The sequence below is a fragment of the Microbacterium sp. genome (genome assembly GCF_035556355.1).
Taxonomy (GTDB): Bacteria; Actinomycetota; Actinomycetes; order Actinomycetales; family Microbacteriaceae; genus Microbacterium.
In genome coordinates, this window is record NZ_DATMFG010000021.1 from 71,506 (window position 1) to 87,853 (window position 16,348).

Sequence of the window (16,348 nt, forward strand, 5' to 3'; positions counted from 1 at the left end):
GAACAGGGAGGTTCTGAGAAATGACCGCAGTGAACAAGGTCGCCATCGCCGGAGCCGGCGCCGTGGGCCTGGCCGCGGCGATCCAGCTCGCGAAGGCGGGCGTCGAGGTCGACGTGTTCGAGGCCAAGCCCGAGTTGACGGCGCTCGGCTCCGGCATCTCGCTGCAGGGCAACGCCCTGCGCGTGTTCGACGCGCTCGGCGCATGGGACGACATCCGCGCGGCGGGCTTCGCGTTCGAGGGGCTCAACCTGCGCGCGCCCGGCCCGGGCGCGCCGATCGTGGCCGAGCTGCCGGACGTCAAGACCGGCGGCCCCGACTACCCGGCGGCGATGGGCATGCCCCGCCCCGCGCTCGCCGAGATCCTGCTCGACCATGCGCAGCGCGCGGGCGCGAACGTCCGGTTCGGAGCGAAGGTGACCGGCTTCGCCGAGACGGCGGATGCCGCGGTCGAGGTCTCGGTCAACGATGAGCCCGCGGGTGTGTACGACCTGCTCATCGGGGCGGACGGCCTCAACTCGACCGTGCGCGACGCGCTCGGCGTCGATACGAAGCCCGAGCCGAACGGGATGGGCATCTGGCGTGCGTTCGTGTCGCGTCCGGCCGAGGTGCAGCGCACGGAGCTGTACTACGGCGGGCCCGTCTACATCGCCGGCTACACCCCGACGGGTGAGGGCACGATGTACGCGTTCCTCGTCGAGAAGGCTCAGGACCGCTTCGGTGTCTCCGACGAGGAGGCGACGCGCATCATGCTCGAGGAGTCGCGCGCGTACGACGGTCCGTGGAACGCGATCCGCGCCGACCTCGAGAAGGGCGCGCACGCGAACTACACGTGGTTCACGAAGCACATCGTCGAGGCGCCCTGGAACCGCGGCCGCGTCGTCATCATCGGCGACGCCGCCCACTCGTGCCCTCCGACGATCGCGCAGGGTGCGGCGCAGGGCCTCGAGGACGCGCTCGTGCTCACCGAGCTGCTCACGACGCGCGACGCCGTCGACCAAGAGCTGTGGGACGCGTTCCACGCGCGGCGTCTGCCGCGCGCCAAGGCGGTGGTCGAGGCATCCGTCCAGCTCGCGCAGTGGCAGATCGACGGAGACCGCGACGCCGACGCCGGCGGCCTCATCTTCGGCATCGCCCAGCAGATGGCGCAGCCCGCATGACGGTTGTCGACGTCCACGCGCACCTGCTGCTGCCCGCGCTGCACGCCGAGGTCGAACGGCGCGCGCCCGAGGGGGTCGCGCAGGCGGCCGCGCTCGAGCTCAAGCGCCACGGTCCCGAGAGCCAGCGCATCTCGGGCGCGATGGTCGGCGCGCGCATCCCGAAGCTCACCGACCTCACCGTGCGCCTCGCCGACATGGATGCTCAGGGCGTGGACCGGCAGTGGGTGAGCGTGTCGCCGAACCACTTCTACCCGTGGGCGCCGGAGGGCCTCGCGGTGTGGATCGCGCAGGAGGCGAACCGTCTCGTGGCCGAGCACGTGGCGCAGGCGCCCGATCGGCTCACGGGTCTCGGGGTTGTGCCGCTGCAGCATCCGTCCCGCATCGTCGAGTGCGTCGACGACGCGATCCTCGGTCGTGGGCTCGCCGGCATCGAGATCTCCTCGTTCGCCGGCGACGTCGAGCTGTCGGACCCGCGGCTCGAGCCGATGTGGGCACGGGTCGCGGAACTCGGCGCGGTCGTGTTCCTGCATCCGTTCGGGTGCTCGCTCGACGAGCGCCTCGACCGGTTCTACCTCGCGAACACCGTCGGGCAGCCGGTCGAGAACGCGGTCGCGCTGTCGCACCTCATCTTCGCGGGCGTGCTCGACCGGCATCCGACGCTCAAGATCGTCGCCGCGCACGGAGGCGGCTACCTGCCCACAGCGATCGGCCGCAGCGACCACGCGTGGCGTGTGCGGCCCGAGGCGCGCGGCTGCGAGCACGAGCCGTCGTCGTACTTGAAGCGGCTGTGGTTCGACACGGTCGTGCACGACGCGGGCGCGCTGCGGCACCTCATCGAGGTCGCCGGCGCGTCGCAGGTCGTGCTCGGCAGCGACTACCCGTTCGACATGGGTCTCGAGGATCCCGCGGCGTTCGTGCGCGCAGCAGGCCTCGACGACGCGACGACCGATCGCGTGCTCGGCGCCAACGCCGACGCGCTTCTCGAGACGAGGGTGCGGGCATGAGGATCGCACGCTGGACAGACCCGGGCCCCCGCGGAGCGGTGGGAGAAGGCTTCATCATCGACGATCGCGTCGTGCCGTTCCCCGACGGCCTGACCGTGGCCGACGTGCTCGCGCGTGGACTGGCCGAGACGGCGGCACTGCACGAGCGGGTGACCGATGCCCCGGGCACTCCGCTGGCCGACGTGCGACTGCTCGCGCCGGTCTTGCCCGCCGCGGTCCGCGACTTCGTCGCGTTCGAGGAGCACGTCGAGGGCGTGAGCGCCGGGGTCGAGGGCAAGAGCAATGTGGCGCCCGAGTGGTACGAAGCCCCGACGTTCTACTTCACGAATCCGCACACGATCTCGGGTCCGGGCGAGGTCGTGCGGCCTCCCGTGACGGAGCGGCTCGACTTCGAGCTCGAGCTCGCGATGGTCATCGGCGCGGCGCCGGGCGTCGGCGAGTCGAACCTCACGGCGTCGGAGGCGGCATCCGCCATCTTCGGCTACACGATCATGAACGACTGGTCCGCGCGCGACCTGCAGGCGCGCGAGATGAAGGTGCGCCTCGGCCCGGCGAAGGGCAAGGACTTCGGGATGACGCTCGGGCCGTGGATCGTCACGGCCGACGAGCTCGAGCCGTACCTCGACGAAGACGGCTTCCTCGCGGTGCGCGCCGAGGCGTGGATCAACGGCGAGCGCATCGGCGAGGACCTGCTGTCGAATGCGGGATGGCCGTTCCCCGAGCTCGTCGCGTACGCGTCGCGCAACTCGCGCGTCGTGCCGGGCGACGTGCTCGGCTCGGGAACGGTGGGCAACGGCGGATGCCTCGGCGAGTTGTGGGGCCGCAACCGCGGGCTCACCCCGCCGCCACTCACCGAGGGCGATGAGGTGCGGCTCGTGATCGAGGGGATCGGCGAGCTCGTGAACACGGTGGGCGCGCCCGTACCGGCGCCCGAGGTGCTTCGGGCACGTCCGCGTCCGCGCAACCGCCACCGGGACGGAGCCGCCGGCGAGGGGAGTGGATCTTGACGAACGACGAGCCGCGCCTGGAGGAGATCGCCGACGGAGTCTGGGCGTACGTGCAGCCCGACGGCGGCTGGATGGTCAACAACATGGGCGTGATCGCCGGCGACGTCGTCACGAGCGTCGACCTGACGTCGACCGAGCGCCGCACTCGCGCTTATCTCGACGCGGTCGCGGACGTGACCCGACGCGAGCCGCGACGCGTCGTGTTCACGCACTCGCACCCCGACCACTGCAACGGCGCGTCGCTCGTGCCGGAGGCCGAGGTCATCGCGCACCGCTCGGTCGGCGACGATCTGCAGCGCCCGCACCGACTCGCGCCGCACATCTTCGAGCCGTTCGAGCAGGGCGACGCCCGCCCGCGCGTGCCGACGCTCGTGTTCGACGACGGTGTCACGCTCGACCCCGCGGGCCTCCGGATCGAGGTGCGGCACCCGGGCATCCGCGCGCACACTCCCGGCGACTCGTACGTGTGGCTGCCCGAGCAGCGCGTGCTCTTCACGGGCGACCTCGTGTTCAACGGCGGCACGCCGTTCGCCCTGTCGGGCTCGCCCGCGGGCTGGTTGGGCGCGCTGGAGCAGATGGCGGCGCTCGACCCCGTCACCGTCGTGCCCGGTCACGGCGAGGTGGGCGGTCCTGAGCTCTTCGAGCCCGTCGCCGCCTACCTGCGCTTCCTCATCGCCGCCGCCGAGGATGCCCGCGCTCGCGGCCTCACCCCGCTCGAGGCGGCTCGCTCGCTCGACCTCGGTGAGTTCGGCCGGCTCATCGAGCAGGAGCGCATCGTCGGCAACCTGCACCGCGCGATGGCTGAGCTCGACGGAGGCGAGGCCGACTTCGCCGCCGCGTGGGAGGACATGTACGAGTACAACGGACGCCAGTCCCTCTCGTGCCACGCGTGATCGCGTTCCCGCTGACGGGCCGGGGCCGGGCCGGCTACGCCGAGCGCGGCAGAACGGTGAGCACGCGCTCGATGTAATCGCGGAACTCCGCCATGAAGTCGCGCAGGAACGCGGCGGTGTCCTCGGCGAGCACCTCGCCGTCGGGCGCGAAGACCTCGGGCGTGAAGTGGATGTACGCCTCGGGCGCCGTCATCTGCCGCGCGTTGCAGAAGCTCAGGACCGCCCGCAGGCTCTGCTGCGCGACCGCCGTCCCGATCTGGCCGATCGAGGCGCCGATGACGGCGGCCGGGATGTGGTCGAACGAGTTCTGTCCCCACGGGCGCGAGGCCCAGTCGATCGCGTTCTTGAGCGCCCCGGGAATCGACCGGTTGTACTCCGGCGTGACGAACAGCACCGCGTCGGACGCCGCGATCGCGTCCTTGAGCGCCGTCGCCTCCGGCGGGTAGCTGTCGTCGTAGTCCTGGCTGTACAGCGGCAGATCGCCGATGGGGATCTCCGTGAACGCGAGATCGTGCGGCGCGAGGCGGATGAGCGCCTTCGCCAGGATCCGGTTGATGGAGGTCGACGAGAGGCTGCCGACGAAGTATCCGACTCTGTATCCGGCCATGGTGGCTCCGTTCTTCGAGACCGTTGCTGCCGGGTACAGCGTCCGTCGCCGGCCGCGCCCTGGGAACCCCATTGCGCTCGACGCCCGAACGTGTTTCCGCCGTGCGCGAACTCGGGCCGCGGCCGCCGGGTCAGGTCGACACTTGTTCACGTGGACGATCGAGAGGCTCTCGACGCGTACTCGTCGACCGTGATGCGCGTCGCGCAGACGGTGCTGCCCTCGCTCGCGGCGGTGAGCGTGCGCACGCGGCAGGGCATGGGAGCGGGAAGCGCGTCGGTGATCAACGACGACGGGAACCTGCTCACGAGCGCGCACGTCGTGGACGGCGCGAGCCGCGTGGAGCTCGCGTTCCCGGACGGCGCGGTCGTGCCCGCATCCGTCATCGGCGCCGACCCGCTGTCGGACCTTGCGGTGCTCCGTGCAGAGGGCGAGACCCCGCCGCCGGTGCGGCTGGGCGACGCGTCGACCCTCGGCGTCGGCCAGCTCGTGGTCGCGCTCGGAAATCCGCGAGGGCTCTCCGGCAGCGTGACGGCAGGCATCGTCTCGGCACTCGGGCGTTCGCTGCCGACCCGCGCCGGGCGCGTGATCGACGAGGTGATCCAGACGGATGCCGCACTGAACCCCGGCAACAGCGGAGGCGTGCTCGCCGACAGCGCGGGGCGCATGGTGGGCGTGAACACGGCGGTCGCCGGCATCGGGCTCGGGCTCGCGGTGCCCATCAATGCGACGACGCGCGAGATCATCCAGGCGCTGCGCACGAACGGCCGCGTGCGACGTGCGTGGCTCGGCATCGCGGGCGCCACGGTTCCGCTCGGACCGGACGTCGCGGCGAAGGCGGGGGCGAAGGTCGGCATGCAGGTCGTGTCGGTCGTGCCGGGAAGCCCGGCGGCGCTGGCAGGAGCGCGCGCGGGCGACATCGTGCTGTCGCTCGACGGCGCCGCGATCGCGGATCCCACGGCCCTTCAGCGGCGCATGGTCGAGGCCGCGATCGGGCGGCGCATGGAGATGACCGTGTGGCGCAACGGAGCCCTGGTCGACGTCGTCGTCGAGCCTGAGGAGCTCCGCGTTTCGTGAGTCCCGCCCACCTCGTGCGCGCTCGATGAGAGGCGCATGAGAAATGGCGGGGACACGCCGTTATCGGTTTGTAACCCGCTGCGGGAACCCGTTAGCGTCGGCCGTTATCAACCCGGCCCCCGACGGATTGGATACCTCGCGCGTGGATATCGATGCGCTCAAGCGAACCTGGGCTCAAGTCTCGGCGCACGGGGACGCAGTGCCCGGGTTCTTCTATGCGCACCTCTTCCTCGCGCACCCCGAGGTGCGCGACATGTTCCCCGTCACGATGGCGACGCAGCGCGACCGGCTGGTCAGAGCCCTCGGCCGCATGGTCAGCAACGTCGACAACCTCCCGGAGGTGGTCGGGTACATCGAAGACCTCGGCCGCGATCACCGCAAGTTCGGCGCGCTCGCGGACCACTATCCGGCGGTGGGGGCGTCGCTTCTCGCGACGCTCAAGCACTTCCTCGGGAGCGCGTGGACGCCCGAGCTCGCATCGGACTGGGCCGAGGCGTACGGCCTGATCGCGACCACGATGATCACCGCCGCCGAGGCGGCCGAGTCGCAGCCCGCGACGTGGGGGGCCGAGGTGGTCGCGACAGAGCGTCGCGGAATGGACATCGGCACGGTGACGATCCGCGTCGACGACGACTACGAGTACCGACCCGGCCAGTCGGTCACTCTCGAGATCCCGCAGCGGCCCCGGCAGTGGAGGTACTACTCGCCGGCGCACGCTCCGCGCGCCGACCGCACGATGGACTTCCACGTGCAGCTCGTCGCGGGCGGCCAGGTCAGCGGTGCGCTGCTGCGAGACGTCAAGCCCGGTGATCGTGTGCGGCTCGGCCCGCCCATCGGCGAGCGGCTGACGCTCCCACCGGATCGCGAGTGGCCCGACCTGCTGTTCGTCGCGGGCGGCACCGGCATGGCCCCGATGCTGGCGATCCTCGATCAGATCGCGGAGCGACACCGAACCACGGGAATCGGCCCGCACGTCGCGCTGTACCACGGGGTGCGGCATCCGTGGGGGTTCTACGCCAAGCCCGAGCTCGAGCGCCTTCACGGCGCGCCGTGGCTCGAGACGGAGTTCGTGGTGTCCGACGATCCGTCCTTCCCCGGACGCCGCGGGCTGGTCGGCGACGTCGCGGCGGCGGACGGGCCGTGGCACGGCCGCACCGCGCTGGTGTGCGGCTCGCCGCGCATGGTCGAGCACACGGCGGCGGCGCTCCGCTCCGCGGGGCTCGAGCCCGACCGCATCCGCAGTGAGAAGTACGAAGACCCCTACAGCCAGGACGTCAGCGAATCGGGCAGTCAGGCAGGCTCCCGAGAACTCGCCCAGCCGCGCGTCGGGATGGGCATCTAGGAGAGGGCAACATGATCATGACCGGGACCCAATCCGCGCCGATCACCCCGGAACTGCTGCGCGGTGCATCCTTCTCTCGCGAGACCGACGGATACAGCCGGGCAGAAGTCCATTCGCTGCTGGCCGCCGCCGCCGACGCCCTGGAGGTCGCCCGTCGCGAGAACGAGGCGCTCACCGCGAGCCTCAGCTCCGAAGACAACGAGATCTCGAGTCGCGCGGTGCTGCTGCTGAGCCAGGCGCAGCGCATCGCCGACGACGCGGTCGCCGAGGCCGAATCGTACTCGAAGGACCTCATCGAGACCGCCCGGAACCAATACCGCGAGATCGTCGAGCGCGCCCAGCAGGTCGCACACTCGATCGAGCGCGAGTCGGGCGTGCGCCCCTCCGCCGAAGCGACGGCTGTCGATTCCGGCGCACCGGCCGGAGCGCCCGCAACGCCCTCGGTGTGGACGTTCGACCAGCCGCCGGCGCCAGCCTTCGCGACCGACGACCTGCTCGCCGCCGGCCCGGCATCGGCGGACGAGGTCGTCAGGGCCCGCCAATTCGCGCGCATGGCGACGGCACAGGTGCACTCGCTGCTCGAGTCGATCGAACGAGAGCTCGGACGCCTCGGCACCGGCGGTGCGCGCGAGGAGACGGTGCCGCCGCCGTCCAACCGGCGCTCCTCCTTCGTGAGCAGTCCCAGCCCGAACGGCGATGGCCGACAGGGACTCTGACCCCGACCCACCGGCGCCCCCGTGCCGGCATCCCCCCACCCCACCACGATCGGAGCACCCATGACCGACACGAGCGCATCGACCACACTGTACGAACGCCTCGGCGCGGGCGACGGCATCGCCGCCGTCGTCGACAACCTGTACCGGCACATCATCGGCGATGAGACCCTCGCACCGTTCTTCGCCGGCACCGACATGGTCGAGCAGAAGCGCCACATGGCGCTGTTCCTCGCCGTCGCCACCGGCGGTCCCGACGGGTACCGAGGTCGTGACATCGACGCGGCGCACGCCGGCCGCGGCATCACCGACGCCGACTTCGACCGGGTCATCCAGCACGCCGCCACCGCACTCGCAGAAGCGGGCGTCGACGACGAGACCATCCAGACCGTCGCCGGGGCGCTCCTGCCCCTGCGCGCACAGGTCGTCGCGGACGCCTCGGCTGCCTGATCGCCGCCGCTGCGGCCGCGCCGTCACGTGACGGCGGCGCGGCGTGCGAACCTGGGCTCGCGCCAGACCTCGGTCCCGAGGATGTCTTCGAGCGCTGCGACGGCGTTCCACACATCGACGTGCGAGACGTACAGCGGAGCGAAGCCGAACCGCATGAGATCGGGTGCGCGGAAGTCCCCGATGACGCCGCGCTCGGTGAGTGCCTGCATGACCGCGTAGCCGTCGGCGAACCGCACCGACACCTGGCTGCCGCGCCTCAACGGCTCGCGCGGTGTGACGACCTCGAGCCCCCATCGCGCGAGGCGCTCGTCGACGAGTGCCATGAAGAGCGCCGTGAGCCGCAGGCTCTTCTCGCGCACCCGCGCCATGTCGACCTCGGCCCAAAGGCGCAGGCTCGCCTCCAGCGCCGAGATCGCGAGCACCTGCGGCGTTCCCACCCGGAATCGCGTGATCCCCGGTGCCGGCGCGTAATCGACGGCGAAGTCGAAGGGTCGGGCGTGACCGTTCCACCCGGTGAGCGCCGGGCGGGCGGCGGCGTGGTGCCTCCCGGCCGCCCACAGGAACGAGGGGGCGCCGGGGCCGCCGTTGAGGTACTTGTAGGTGCAGCCGACTGCGAAGTCGGCATCCGCCTCGTTGAGGTTCACAGGCACCGCGCCCGCACTGTGGCACAGATCCCACACCATGACCGCACCCGCGTCGTGGACGCGCCGCGTGACATCGGCCATGTCGTACATGCGGCCCGTGCGGTAGTCGACGTGCGTGAGCACGACGACCGCGACATCGTCGTCGAGCACGTCGTCGAGCGTGGGGCCGTCGTCGGCGATGAGCCTGCGTTCGAGCGGGGTGTCACCTCCGAGCAGGGCCTGCACGCTCTCGAGCACGTAGAGGTCGGTGGGGAAGTTCCCCCGTTCCGACACGATCGCGTGCCGATCAGGGCGCATGCGGGCCGCGGCGACCGTCGTCTGGAAGAGACTGGCCGACGTCGTGTCGCCGATCACCACCTCGCCCGGCGCGGCGCCGATGAGCGGGGCGATCATGTCGCCCACCGTGCGCGGCTTGTCGAACCATCCGGCGTCATTCCAGCTGCGGATGAGGCCGGATCCCCACTCCTCGGAGATCACCCGCTGCACGTGTGCCGCGGTGTCGCGCGGGAGCGCTCCGAGCGAGTTGCCGTCGAGATAGACCACGCCCTCGGGCAGGGCGAAGCGCTCGCGGAAGGGTGCCAGCGGATCGGCCGCGTCGAGCGCCGCGCACGTGTCGCGGTCGAGGCGTCCGGCGTCGAACGAGGGGACGGTCATGGTCGGGGCATCCGTTCGCTGAAAGTCGGGGCGGAACGACGAACGGCGTCGTCGCCGGGTCGCTCGCCCGACGGGTAAGGATAACTGCTGTCGCCTGAGGAGCCGCTCGCACACCGACTTGCCGCTACAGAATGTTAGTGACTAACATCCTGTGGATGAGCAAGGCCGACACCCGCCGTCGACTCCTCGCCGCCGCGCTCGAGCTGTCGGCGGCGAAGGGGTTCGATGCGACGACCGCGGCCGAGATCGCCGCGCGCGCCGGAGTCAGCGAGATGACGTTCTTCCGGCATTTCCCGACGAAGGCCGCTGTGCTCGTCGACGATCCGTACGACCCGCTCATCGCCGAGGCGATCGCCCGCCGTCCGGCGGACGAAGGACCGTGGCAGGCGACGGTGCGAGGGATCGCCGACGCGTGGCGGGCCGTGGAACAGCCGGATGCCGCGGCCGTTCGCGAGCGGCTGGCTGTCGTCGCGTCGACGCCGTCCCTGCGGTCCGCCCTCGCCGACGGGAGCGCCGCGACTGTCAGCGCCATCCGCGAGGCGCTCGAAGGGCGCGGAATCGCGCCGCACGAGGCATCCGTCATCGCCGCGTCCGTCGTGGCCGGTCTCAACGAAGCCCTTCTGCTGTGGGCGTCGTCGCAGGCGGGTGACCTCGGCGCCGCGATCCGCGACGCCCTCGACGTGCTGGGCGGACGATGATGGGCTCGCTCTCCCTGCGGGCCGTGTCGCGCCGCTTCCGGACGGACCCCGGTGTGCAGGATCTGACCCTCACGGTGGGGTCGGGTGAGGTCGTGGCCCTCGTCGGGCTGAACGGAGCAGGCAAGACGACGCTGCTCAAGCTGGCTCTCGGGATGCTGCGGCCCGACTCCGGCACGGTGGAGATCGGGGGAGTGCCCGTCGAGAGGCTTGCAGCCGCGGCCTGGCGCGATGTCGGCCACCTCGTGGACGGACCCGCGCTCTACGGGGAGCTCACCGTGCGTCAGAACCTGCTGCTGGCTGCGCGGATGCGCGGAGTCGCGGCATCCGTGGTCGAATCGTCGATCGCCGACCTCGTGCTCGAGCGGTTCGCCGACCGGCGGGCCTCGCAGCTGTCGCTCGGAAACGGGCAGCGGGCGGCGCTGGCGATGGCGTTGCAGCACGGACCCGGCGTCCTCGTGCTGGACGAGCCGGGCAATGCACTCGATCCCTCCGGGATCCTGCTGCTCCGGGATCGCATCGTCGAGCGCAAGGCAGAAGGAGCCGCGGTCCTCGTGAGCAGTCATCATCTCGATGAGGTCGCGCGCATCGCAGACCGCATCGTCGTCATGAACAGGGGCCGGCTGATCGGTGAGCTGGAGCCGGGATCCGGCGACCTCGAGCGTGCGCTGTTCGACCGGGTGCGCCGCGACGACATCGCGCTGGGGGCGTCATGATCGCCGCCATCCGATGTGAGGCCGGCAAGACCGTGCGCTCGCTCGTGGGGATCATCACGATCGTCGCGTACGTGGGCGGGGTGACGACTCTGTGCTCAGTGATCATCACCATCGCGCGCTCGGGCGACACGCAGCTCATCGCGAAGCTCGGGTCCTCAGTCACCGTCGATTGGGCGGGGCTGGTGTCGGCCGCGGCGCAGATCACCGGCGCGGGCGGGTTCGTGGCGAGCGGGGTCGTCGCCGCGTGGATCTTCGCCCGCGAGTTCGCCGATCGCACCGTCTCCCGTCTCTTCGCGCTTCCGGTGTCGCGAGGGCGCATCGCGATCGCGAAGATCGCCGTGCTCGGGTTGTGGAATCTCGCCGCCGCCGTCCTGATCCTCGCCCTGCTCCTCATCGCGGGCTCGGTGCTCGGACTCGGTGTGCCGACACCCGGCGAGTGGGCGGCGCTCGCACGCATCCCCATCCTCGTCGTGCTCACCGCGATCGCCGTCCTCCCTGTCGTGTGGGTGGCCTCGATCACGGGATCCCTCCTCGCGGCGGTCGGCTCAGCAGTCGGGCTTTTGGTGGTGACGCAGGTCGGTGTGCTCTCGGGTTCCGGCGGCTGGATGCCCTTCGCCGCGCCGGCCCTATGGGCGATGCCGGGCGGGGCGTCCGTGTCGGCCGGTCAGTTGACGCTCACGGCGGGCGTGGGTGCCGTCGCTGCGGTCGCGACGGTCGTCGTGTGGCGGCGCCTGCAGCTCGACCGCTGATCGGGGTCCCGGGCGCGCCCGCGTGTTCGCCTCGCATGTCCTCCAGCGGGCGTATCGTGAAGCAGTCCCAACCGGGGCGATGGTGAGCCGGGAAGTCTGGTCGGCACGTTCGTGAACATGTGACCGAAAGGCAGGCCATGGGTGCACAGCTCATCGTCCGGGGCGATCTGCTGCCGGTGCTGCAGCAGCTCGCCGCAACGCAGGCCTCGGGCCTCGAGCCGCCGCGCGCGGTGGTGTGGGGTGCCGACCTGCGGGACGCGACGTCGAAGCGCGACGCGCAGAAGCGGCTGGTCGCTCACTGCCGTGACGTGGCCGCGGTGGCGGCGGCGCATCCGCAGCTCGCGCACGTCTTCGTCGCGTATTCGCACGGCGGGGTCGTTCCGGCGGGCGGATGCCTCGCGACGGCCGCCCGCGCGGCCGCTCGCCTGCACGCGGAGCTCGAGCGCGCGAGGGGGCGATACGTCGAGGTCGTGCTGCTGGACGTCACCGGATGCGAGGACGCCGACACGCTCGAACGGCGCGTCACGCAGGCGATCGCGACTCCGGCCGGCGTCGCCGGCGACGTCGCACTCGGGTGGACCGACATCGTGGACTCGTCCATCCACGCCGCCGCAGCGCGAGAGCTCTGCTGAGGCACCGGCGATGCGCGTCCTCATCCTGACGGTCGGGACCCGCGGCGACATCGCGCCGTTCGCCGCCCTCGCCGAGCGGCTCGCCGCCGAGGGGCATGACGTCGCGCTCGGCGCTCCCGAGGCGTACCGCGACACCGTCCCCGACGCGGTGCGATTCGAGCCGATGGCGACCGAGATGGACGACGTCATGCGTGCCGGCATGGGCGAGTCGACCGGGCCCCGTGAGGCTCTGTCGCTGGCCCGCCGCATGTCGGCGGCTATGCGCGTGTCGCTCGGCGAGCAGTGGGCGATCGCGCAGCGGTTCGAGCCGACCGTCGTGGTGGCGCACCCGAAGACCCTCGGCGGGCCGCACATCGCCGAGCGTCTCGGGGTTCCCGCCGTCGCGTCGCTCCCTCTCCCGTTCCTCACCCCCACCTCGGCGTTCCCGATTCCCGTCGTGTCGCGCCCGCTGGGCCGGCGGCTGAACCGCGCGACGTACGCGTTCAACCGCTCCGCAGGTCTCGCGTACGGAGGCATGGTGAATCGCTTCCGCACCGACATGCTCGGACTCCGGCGCACGAGCAGGTTCAGCGACTATCTGCACACGCCGGACGGCGAGCGGATGCCGGTGCTCTACGCTTTCAGCCGGCACGTCGTGCCGCGACCGGCCGACTACCCCGACTCCGCGCACATCGCGGGTTACTGGTGGCGCCCGCCGTTGCGGGAGTGGACTCCGCCGGCCGAGCTCGCCGCATTCCTCGCGCAACGAGGACCCGTCGTCTACATCGGGTTCGGGAGCATGGGCTTCGCGCGAGACGCGGAGCGTCGCGGGGAGATCATCCTCGAAGCGGTGCGCCGGGCGGGCATCCGGGCCGTCGTATCGAAGGGCTGGGGTGCGGTGCGGATGCCGGCGGACGACGATGTCCACGTCGTAGAAGAGGTGCCGCATGACTGGCTCTTCCCGCGTGTGGCGGCGGTCGTGCATCACGGAGGAGCTGGCACCACGGCCGCGGGGTTGCGCGCCGGACGGCCGACGCTCATCTGCCCTGTGCTGGTCGATCAGCCCTTCTGGGGCGACCGCGTGCGCGACCTGGGCGCGGGTCCCGAGCCGCTGCGGCTGCGCCGCCTCTCGGCCGACGAGCTCGCCGCGGCTCTCGGCGACCTCGCGACGAACGAGGACTACCGGGAGAGCGCGGCGCGCATCGCCGACGCGCTCTCGAACGAGGACGGCACGGGTGAGGCCGTGCGCGTCCTCGAGGGGATCGAGTCGCGGACCTCGTCCCTGTCCCCGTAGCGTTCGCCGGGTTCAGCGGGCGCCGGCCGGCCGCCGCTGATCCAACACCCCGAGCACGACGATCACGAGCCGGAGCCCGAACGTCAGAGCCGCGGACCCGCGACGAGCATGATGAGAGTGACTCGGGACCTTCTCCCGCGGAGCTCGGCGCAGCTCAGCCGTCGGGCACGAGCACTGCGGCGCCGTCGAACCGCCCGCCCTTGAGGTCTCTGAGCGCCTGCGCTGCGTGCGACAGAGGGTACGGATGCACGGTCGCCGTTACCCCGTACCGTGCGACGCGTTCGAGGAACGCGCGCCCGTCGGCCCGTGTGTTCGAGGTGACGCTGCGCAGCTGCTTCTCGTAGAAGAGCTCGTCTTCATATACGAGCGAGGGGATGTCGGTGAGGTGGATGCCGGCGACCGCGGCCGTTCCGCCGCGGTCGAGTGCCCGGAGAGCATGGGGCACGACGTCGCCGACGGGCGCGAAGAGGATCGCGCTGTCGAGCGGCTCGGGTGGAGGATCGAAGAAGCCCTGGGCCGACGCCGCGCCGAGCTTGAGCGCGAGCGCCCGCGAGGCGGCGTCGCGCGTCATGACGTGCACCCGGGCGCCCTCGGCGAGCGCGACCTGCGCACACAGGTGCGCGCTGCCGCCGAAGCCGTAGAGCCCGAGCCGCCCGCCCGCCGGGAGCTCCGCGCGCAGCAGGGCGCGGTATCCGATGATGCCCGCGCACAGCAGCGGCGCGATCGACACGTCGTCGGCATCCGGCAAGCGGTACGCATAGGCGGCCGGCGCGGTCGCGTACTCGGCATAGCCGCCGTCCGCATCCCACCCGGTGTACTCCGACGAGGGGCACAGGTTCTCCCGGCCCGACCGGCAGAACCGGCACACGCCGCACGTCCGCCGCAGCCACGCGATCCCGACGCGGTCGCCTTCGCGGAAGCCCGCCACCGCGTCGCCCGCGTCGATCACTTCGCCGACGACTTCGTGACCGGGCACCACTCGGGGCTTGTGCACGGGAAGATCTCCCTCGCTCACGTGCAGGTCGGTGCGGCACACCCCGCACGCCGTCACGCGCACCAGCAGCTCGTCGTCACGCGGACGCGGGACGGGCAGCTCGACCCAGTCGAGCGGGTCGGACTCCATCGGGCCCGGCCGCGCGACGACCCACGCGCGCATCGTGGCGGGCACAGCAGCCATACGCACCATTGTGCGCGCCATGCATCGCGTGAGAAAAGCGTGCGATCCATCCCACAGCGACGCCGATCGGGGCCACGATGGGAGCAGGCGACCGCAAACCCCTCGCCGGTCGCCGGAGGAGCCCGCCATGGGCAAGTTCACCTACGAGACGACCGTCAAGGTCGACTTCGACGACCGCCTCCTTCTCCACCTCCAGACGGTCATCGGAACGAAGCTGCGCCGTTCGGAGGCGTTCTTCTTCAGCTGGCGCGAGGATCCGAGCCTCGGGAGCGGCCGGACCACGATCTGGGTCCATCCCCACGCGTCGCTCATCTTCCGCTACTACGGCAGCAGGGCGCCGTCGCTCAACCGCCTGTGGCTCGAGGTCCTCATGCACGAGGCCAACTCGCCGGGTGGACTCCACGTCGTTCCGGAACCCGCCGACCACGAGCCTGACGACACCTTCACGCAGGGCCACGTGCACGCGCCGGGGTAGGCGCGGCATCCGTCTCGCCGTGTCAAGCCCCCCGTCGACTCGCGCGCCGCGTGAGACGGTGCGAGTGACGCGAAAGGAGCGTGACATGGACGAGCGCGAAGAGGACCTGGGTGCCGGCGGCGAAGGCGCCGACGAGCCCGACACGCTGGCGGGAGGCGAGTTCCAGGACGAGCTGGCCGCGTCGAGTGACGAGGTGGACCGCGAGACCGGTCGCTACACGGACGGCCGCGGTGCCGGCGAGGGCGGCTACGCCCAGACCGAGGAGGCGTTCGGCGATCAGCCCGACACGCAGGGCGACGACCCGCTCGTGGCGGAGCTGGGCGAGGAGGGTCAGGGCGATCTCGCGCCCGAAGACCTCTGACCAGAGCCGGATGCCTCCGCCGTAGCCCCGGGCCCCGGGAGTGTCAAGGGCGTGGTGTCGGCGTGCGCGAGCGCGGACCGTTGAAGGACGGCCGCCGAGGAGGAGCACCGGTATGGGCAAGTTCATCTACGAGGGGTCGATCAAGGTCGACTTCGAGGACCGCGTGCTCGCGCACCTGCAGCTCGTCATCGGCAGCAAGCTGCGGCGCGGCGAGGGCTTCCACTTCACGTGGCGCGACGATCCGAGCATCGGCGACGGGCGCACCACGATCTGGATCCATCCGCAGGCCTCCCTCGTCTACAAGTTCTACGGAAGCCGCAAGCCCGCGCTCAACCGCGCGTGGATCGACGCGCTCAGCTACACGGCGAACTCGCCGTCGGGGCTGTATGTCGTCCCCGAGCCGGCGGAGTCGGCGGATGAGCGGATGCTGACCGATGAAGCGCATTGACATCGTCTACGGCGGGCAGCTCTACAGCGTCGGCGGCCGCGACCCGCAGGAGATCCTCGACGAGATCGCGGAGGGCGTGAAGCGCGGTGCCCACTGGCTGCGCGTGAACGACGGCGAAGGGCTCCGCCGTGACGCCCTCCTGCTGATCACGGCCGGCGTGCCGATCGCGGTGATCCCGATCCCCGGCGATCAGGAGCCCGACCGCGGCGGCCGCACGACCCCCCCTTCGACTGAGAAGATCTCCCCTCGACTGACACGGTCGTCGCCGCCTCGGTGA

At 71.4% G+C, this 16,348-nt stretch carries 20 protein-coding genes; 17 read left to right on the forward strand and 3 right to left on the reverse strand.

Annotation, left to right across the window (positions count from 1 at the left end; translation table 11 throughout):
* Positions 1-20: 20 nt before the first annotated feature.
* From VNR19_RS04885 to VNR19_RS04900, 4 genes are read left to right on the forward strand one after another with little or no spacing between them, the layout of a single operon-like run.
* Complete coding sequence (locus VNR19_RS04885) at positions 21-1,157, forward strand: FAD-dependent monooxygenase (RefSeq protein WP_325724469.1); 1,137 nt, start codon at positions 21-23, stop codon at positions 1,155-1,157.
* Positions 1,154-2,161: an amidohydrolase family protein gene (locus tag VNR19_RS04890; protein ID WP_325724470.1), complete on the forward strand. Its 1,008-nt coding sequence runs from the start codon at positions 1,154-1,156 to the stop codon at positions 2,159-2,161. Before VNR19_RS04885 ends, VNR19_RS04890 begins: the two co-directional genes overlap by 4 nt.
* Positions 2,158-3,168 (forward strand): fumarylacetoacetate hydrolase family protein, encoded by a 1,011-nt coding sequence (locus tag VNR19_RS04895; protein ID WP_325724472.1) that lies wholly within the window; start codon positions 2,158-2,160, stop codon positions 3,166-3,168. The genes VNR19_RS04890 and VNR19_RS04895 overlap by 4 nt, the downstream gene beginning before the upstream one ends.
* Positions 3,165-4,061 (forward strand): MBL fold metallo-hydrolase, encoded by an 897-nt coding sequence (locus tag VNR19_RS04900; RefSeq protein ID WP_325724474.1) that lies wholly within the window; start codon positions 3,165-3,167, stop codon positions 4,059-4,061. The genes VNR19_RS04895 and VNR19_RS04900 overlap by 4 nt, the downstream gene beginning before the upstream one ends.
* A 34-nt stretch (positions 4,062-4,095) precedes the next feature.
* Here VNR19_RS04900 and VNR19_RS04905 read toward each other — a convergent pair whose 3' ends face one another.
* On the reverse strand, positions 4,096-4,668 hold the full coding sequence (locus VNR19_RS04905; protein WP_325724476.1) for an NADPH-dependent FMN reductase: 573 nt from the start codon (positions 4,666-4,668) through the stop codon (positions 4,096-4,098).
* 150 nt (positions 4,669-4,818) lie between these two features.
* Between VNR19_RS04905 and VNR19_RS04910 the strand changes: the two genes are divergently transcribed.
* The 4 genes from VNR19_RS04910 to VNR19_RS04925 all read left to right on the forward strand — a co-directional run bounded on the left by VNR19_RS04910 (position 4,819) and on the right by VNR19_RS04925 (position 8,247).
* Positions 4,819-5,742 carry a S1C family serine protease gene (locus VNR19_RS04910; RefSeq protein ID WP_325724478.1) on the forward strand — a complete coding sequence of 308 codons (924 nt, stop codon included), beginning with the start codon at positions 4,819-4,821 and terminating at the stop codon, positions 5,740-5,742.
* 199 nt (positions 5,743-5,941) lie between these two features.
* Positions 5,942-7,084 carry a globin domain-containing protein gene (locus VNR19_RS04915; RefSeq protein ID WP_325724480.1) on the forward strand — a complete coding sequence of 381 codons (1,143 nt, stop codon included), beginning with the start codon at positions 5,942-5,944 and terminating at the stop codon, positions 7,082-7,084.
* A gap of 11 nt (positions 7,085-7,095) precedes the next feature.
* Complete coding sequence (locus VNR19_RS04920; RefSeq protein WP_325724482.1) at positions 7,096-7,800, forward strand: DivIVA domain-containing protein; 705 nt, start codon at positions 7,096-7,098, stop codon at positions 7,798-7,800.
* A gap of 60 nt (positions 7,801-7,860) precedes the next feature.
* The gene (locus VNR19_RS04925) at positions 7,861-8,247 is read left to right on the forward strand and encodes a group I truncated hemoglobin (protein WP_325724484.1); all 387 of its coding nucleotides are present in this window, start codon (positions 7,861-7,863) and stop codon (positions 8,245-8,247) included.
* 23 nt (positions 8,248-8,270) lie between these two features.
* Here the strand turns inward: VNR19_RS04925 and kynU are convergent, their stop codons facing one another.
* On the reverse strand, positions 8,271-9,545 hold the full coding sequence (kynU, locus tag VNR19_RS04930; protein WP_325724486.1) for a kynureninase: 1,275 nt from the start codon (positions 9,543-9,545) through the stop codon (positions 8,271-8,273).
* Between the two features lie 155 nt (positions 9,546-9,700).
* On the opposite strand from kynU, the gene VNR19_RS04935 reads away from it, so the two are divergent.
* The 5 genes from VNR19_RS04935 (at position 9,701) to VNR19_RS04955 (ending at position 13,610) form a co-directional block, all read left to right on the forward strand.
* Positions 9,701-10,243: a TetR/AcrR family transcriptional regulator gene (locus VNR19_RS04935; protein ID WP_325724488.1), complete on the forward strand. Its 543-nt coding sequence runs from the start codon at positions 9,701-9,703 to the stop codon at positions 10,241-10,243.
* The gene (locus VNR19_RS04940) at positions 10,243-10,956 is read left to right on the forward strand and encodes an ABC transporter ATP-binding protein (protein WP_325724490.1); all 714 of its coding nucleotides are present in this window, start codon (positions 10,243-10,245) and stop codon (positions 10,954-10,956) included. The genes VNR19_RS04935 and VNR19_RS04940 overlap by 1 nt, the downstream gene beginning before the upstream one ends.
* Complete coding sequence (locus VNR19_RS04945) at positions 10,953-11,705, forward strand: ABC transporter permease (protein WP_325724492.1); 753 nt, start codon at positions 10,953-10,955, stop codon at positions 11,703-11,705. Before VNR19_RS04940 ends, VNR19_RS04945 begins: the two co-directional genes overlap by 4 nt.
* Positions 11,706-11,842: 137 nt before the next feature.
* Positions 11,843-12,337: a hypothetical protein gene (locus VNR19_RS04950; protein WP_325724494.1), complete on the forward strand. Its 495-nt coding sequence runs from the start codon at positions 11,843-11,845 to the stop codon at positions 12,335-12,337.
* Between the two features lie 10 nt (positions 12,338-12,347).
* Entirely contained in the window at positions 12,348-13,610 is a 1,263-nt protein-coding gene (locus tag VNR19_RS04955) for a glycosyltransferase (RefSeq protein WP_325724496.1), read from the forward strand.
* 154 nt (positions 13,611-13,764) lie between these two features.
* On the opposite strand, the gene VNR19_RS04960 is transcribed toward VNR19_RS04955, so the two are convergent.
* Positions 13,765-14,787 carry a zinc-binding alcohol dehydrogenase family protein gene (locus tag VNR19_RS04960; protein WP_349255613.1) on the reverse strand — a complete coding sequence of 341 codons (1,023 nt, stop codon included), beginning with the start codon at positions 14,785-14,787 and terminating at the stop codon, positions 13,765-13,767.
* A 127-nt stretch (positions 14,788-14,914) separates the two neighbouring features.
* Between VNR19_RS04960 and VNR19_RS04965 the strand changes: the two genes are divergently transcribed.
* From VNR19_RS04965 to VNR19_RS04980, 4 genes are all read left to right on the forward strand, one after another.
* Positions 14,915-15,262, forward strand: a complete 348-nt coding sequence (locus VNR19_RS04965) for a DUF7882 family protein (protein ID WP_325724498.1) — start codon at positions 14,915-14,917, stop codon at positions 15,260-15,262.
* Positions 15,263-15,347: 85 nt separating this feature from the next.
* Complete coding sequence (locus tag VNR19_RS04970; RefSeq protein ID WP_325724500.1) at positions 15,348-15,623, forward strand: hypothetical protein; 276 nt, start codon at positions 15,348-15,350, stop codon at positions 15,621-15,623.
* Between the two features lie 112 nt (positions 15,624-15,735).
* A complete protein-coding gene (locus VNR19_RS04975; RefSeq protein WP_325724501.1) occupies positions 15,736-16,071 on the forward strand; it encodes a DUF7882 family protein in 336 nt (111 codons plus the stop codon).
* Positions 16,058-16,348, forward strand: a complete 291-nt coding sequence (locus tag VNR19_RS04980; RefSeq protein WP_325724502.1) for a hypothetical protein — start codon at positions 16,058-16,060, stop codon at positions 16,346-16,348. The genes VNR19_RS04975 and VNR19_RS04980 overlap by 14 nt, the downstream gene beginning before the upstream one ends.

What these genes read in the sequence shown, in the direction of transcription:
- VNR19_RS04940 (WP_325724490.1), top strand. Translation starts at nt 10,243, where the DNA reads ATGGGCTCGCTCTCCCTGCGGGCCGTGTCGCGCCGCTTCCGGACGGAC.
- VNR19_RS04925 (WP_325724484.1), top strand. Translation starts at nt 7,861, where the DNA reads ATGACCGACACGAGCGCATCGACCACACTGTACGAACGCCTCGGCGCG.
- VNR19_RS04960 (WP_349255613.1), bottom strand. Translation starts at nt 14,787, where the DNA reads ATGGCTGCTGTGCCCGCCACGATGCGCGCGTGGGTCGTCGCGCGGCCG.
- VNR19_RS04895 (WP_325724472.1), top strand. Translation starts at nt 2,158, where the DNA reads ATGAGGATCGCACGCTGGACAGACCCGGGCCCCCGCGGAGCGGTGGGA.
- VNR19_RS04980 (WP_325724502.1), top strand. Translation starts at nt 16,058, where the DNA reads ATGAAGCGCATTGACATCGTCTACGGCGGGCAGCTCTACAGCGTCGGC.
- kynU (WP_325724486.1), bottom strand. Translation starts at nt 9,545, where the DNA reads ATGACCGTCCCCTCGTTCGACGCCGGACGCCTCGACCGCGACACGTGC.
- VNR19_RS04955 (WP_325724496.1), top strand. Translation starts at nt 12,348, where the DNA reads ATGCGCGTCCTCATCCTGACGGTCGGGACCCGCGGCGACATCGCGCCG.
- VNR19_RS04965 (WP_325724498.1), top strand. Translation starts at nt 14,915, where the DNA reads ATGGGCAAGTTCACCTACGAGACGACCGTCAAGGTCGACTTCGACGAC.
- VNR19_RS04905 (WP_325724476.1), bottom strand. Translation starts at nt 4,668, where the DNA reads ATGGCCGGATACAGAGTCGGATACTTCGTCGGCAGCCTCTCGTCGACC.
- VNR19_RS04970 (WP_325724500.1), top strand. Translation starts at nt 15,348, where the DNA reads ATGGACGAGCGCGAAGAGGACCTGGGTGCCGGCGGCGAAGGCGCCGAC.
- VNR19_RS04890 (WP_325724470.1), top strand. Translation starts at nt 1,154, where the DNA reads ATGACGGTTGTCGACGTCCACGCGCACCTGCTGCTGCCCGCGCTGCAC.
- VNR19_RS04885 (WP_325724469.1), top strand. Translation starts at nt 21, where the DNA reads ATGACCGCAGTGAACAAGGTCGCCATCGCCGGAGCCGGCGCCGTGGGC.
- VNR19_RS04975 (WP_325724501.1), top strand. Translation starts at nt 15,736, where the DNA reads ATGGGCAAGTTCATCTACGAGGGGTCGATCAAGGTCGACTTCGAGGAC.
- VNR19_RS04935 (WP_325724488.1), top strand. Translation starts at nt 9,701, where the DNA reads ATGAGCAAGGCCGACACCCGCCGTCGACTCCTCGCCGCCGCGCTCGAG.
- VNR19_RS04945 (WP_325724492.1), top strand. Translation starts at nt 10,953, where the DNA reads ATGATCGCCGCCATCCGATGTGAGGCCGGCAAGACCGTGCGCTCGCTC.
- VNR19_RS04920 (WP_325724482.1), top strand. Translation starts at nt 7,096, where the DNA reads ATGATCATGACCGGGACCCAATCCGCGCCGATCACCCCGGAACTGCTG.
- VNR19_RS04950 (WP_325724494.1), top strand. Translation starts at nt 11,843, where the DNA reads ATGGGTGCACAGCTCATCGTCCGGGGCGATCTGCTGCCGGTGCTGCAG.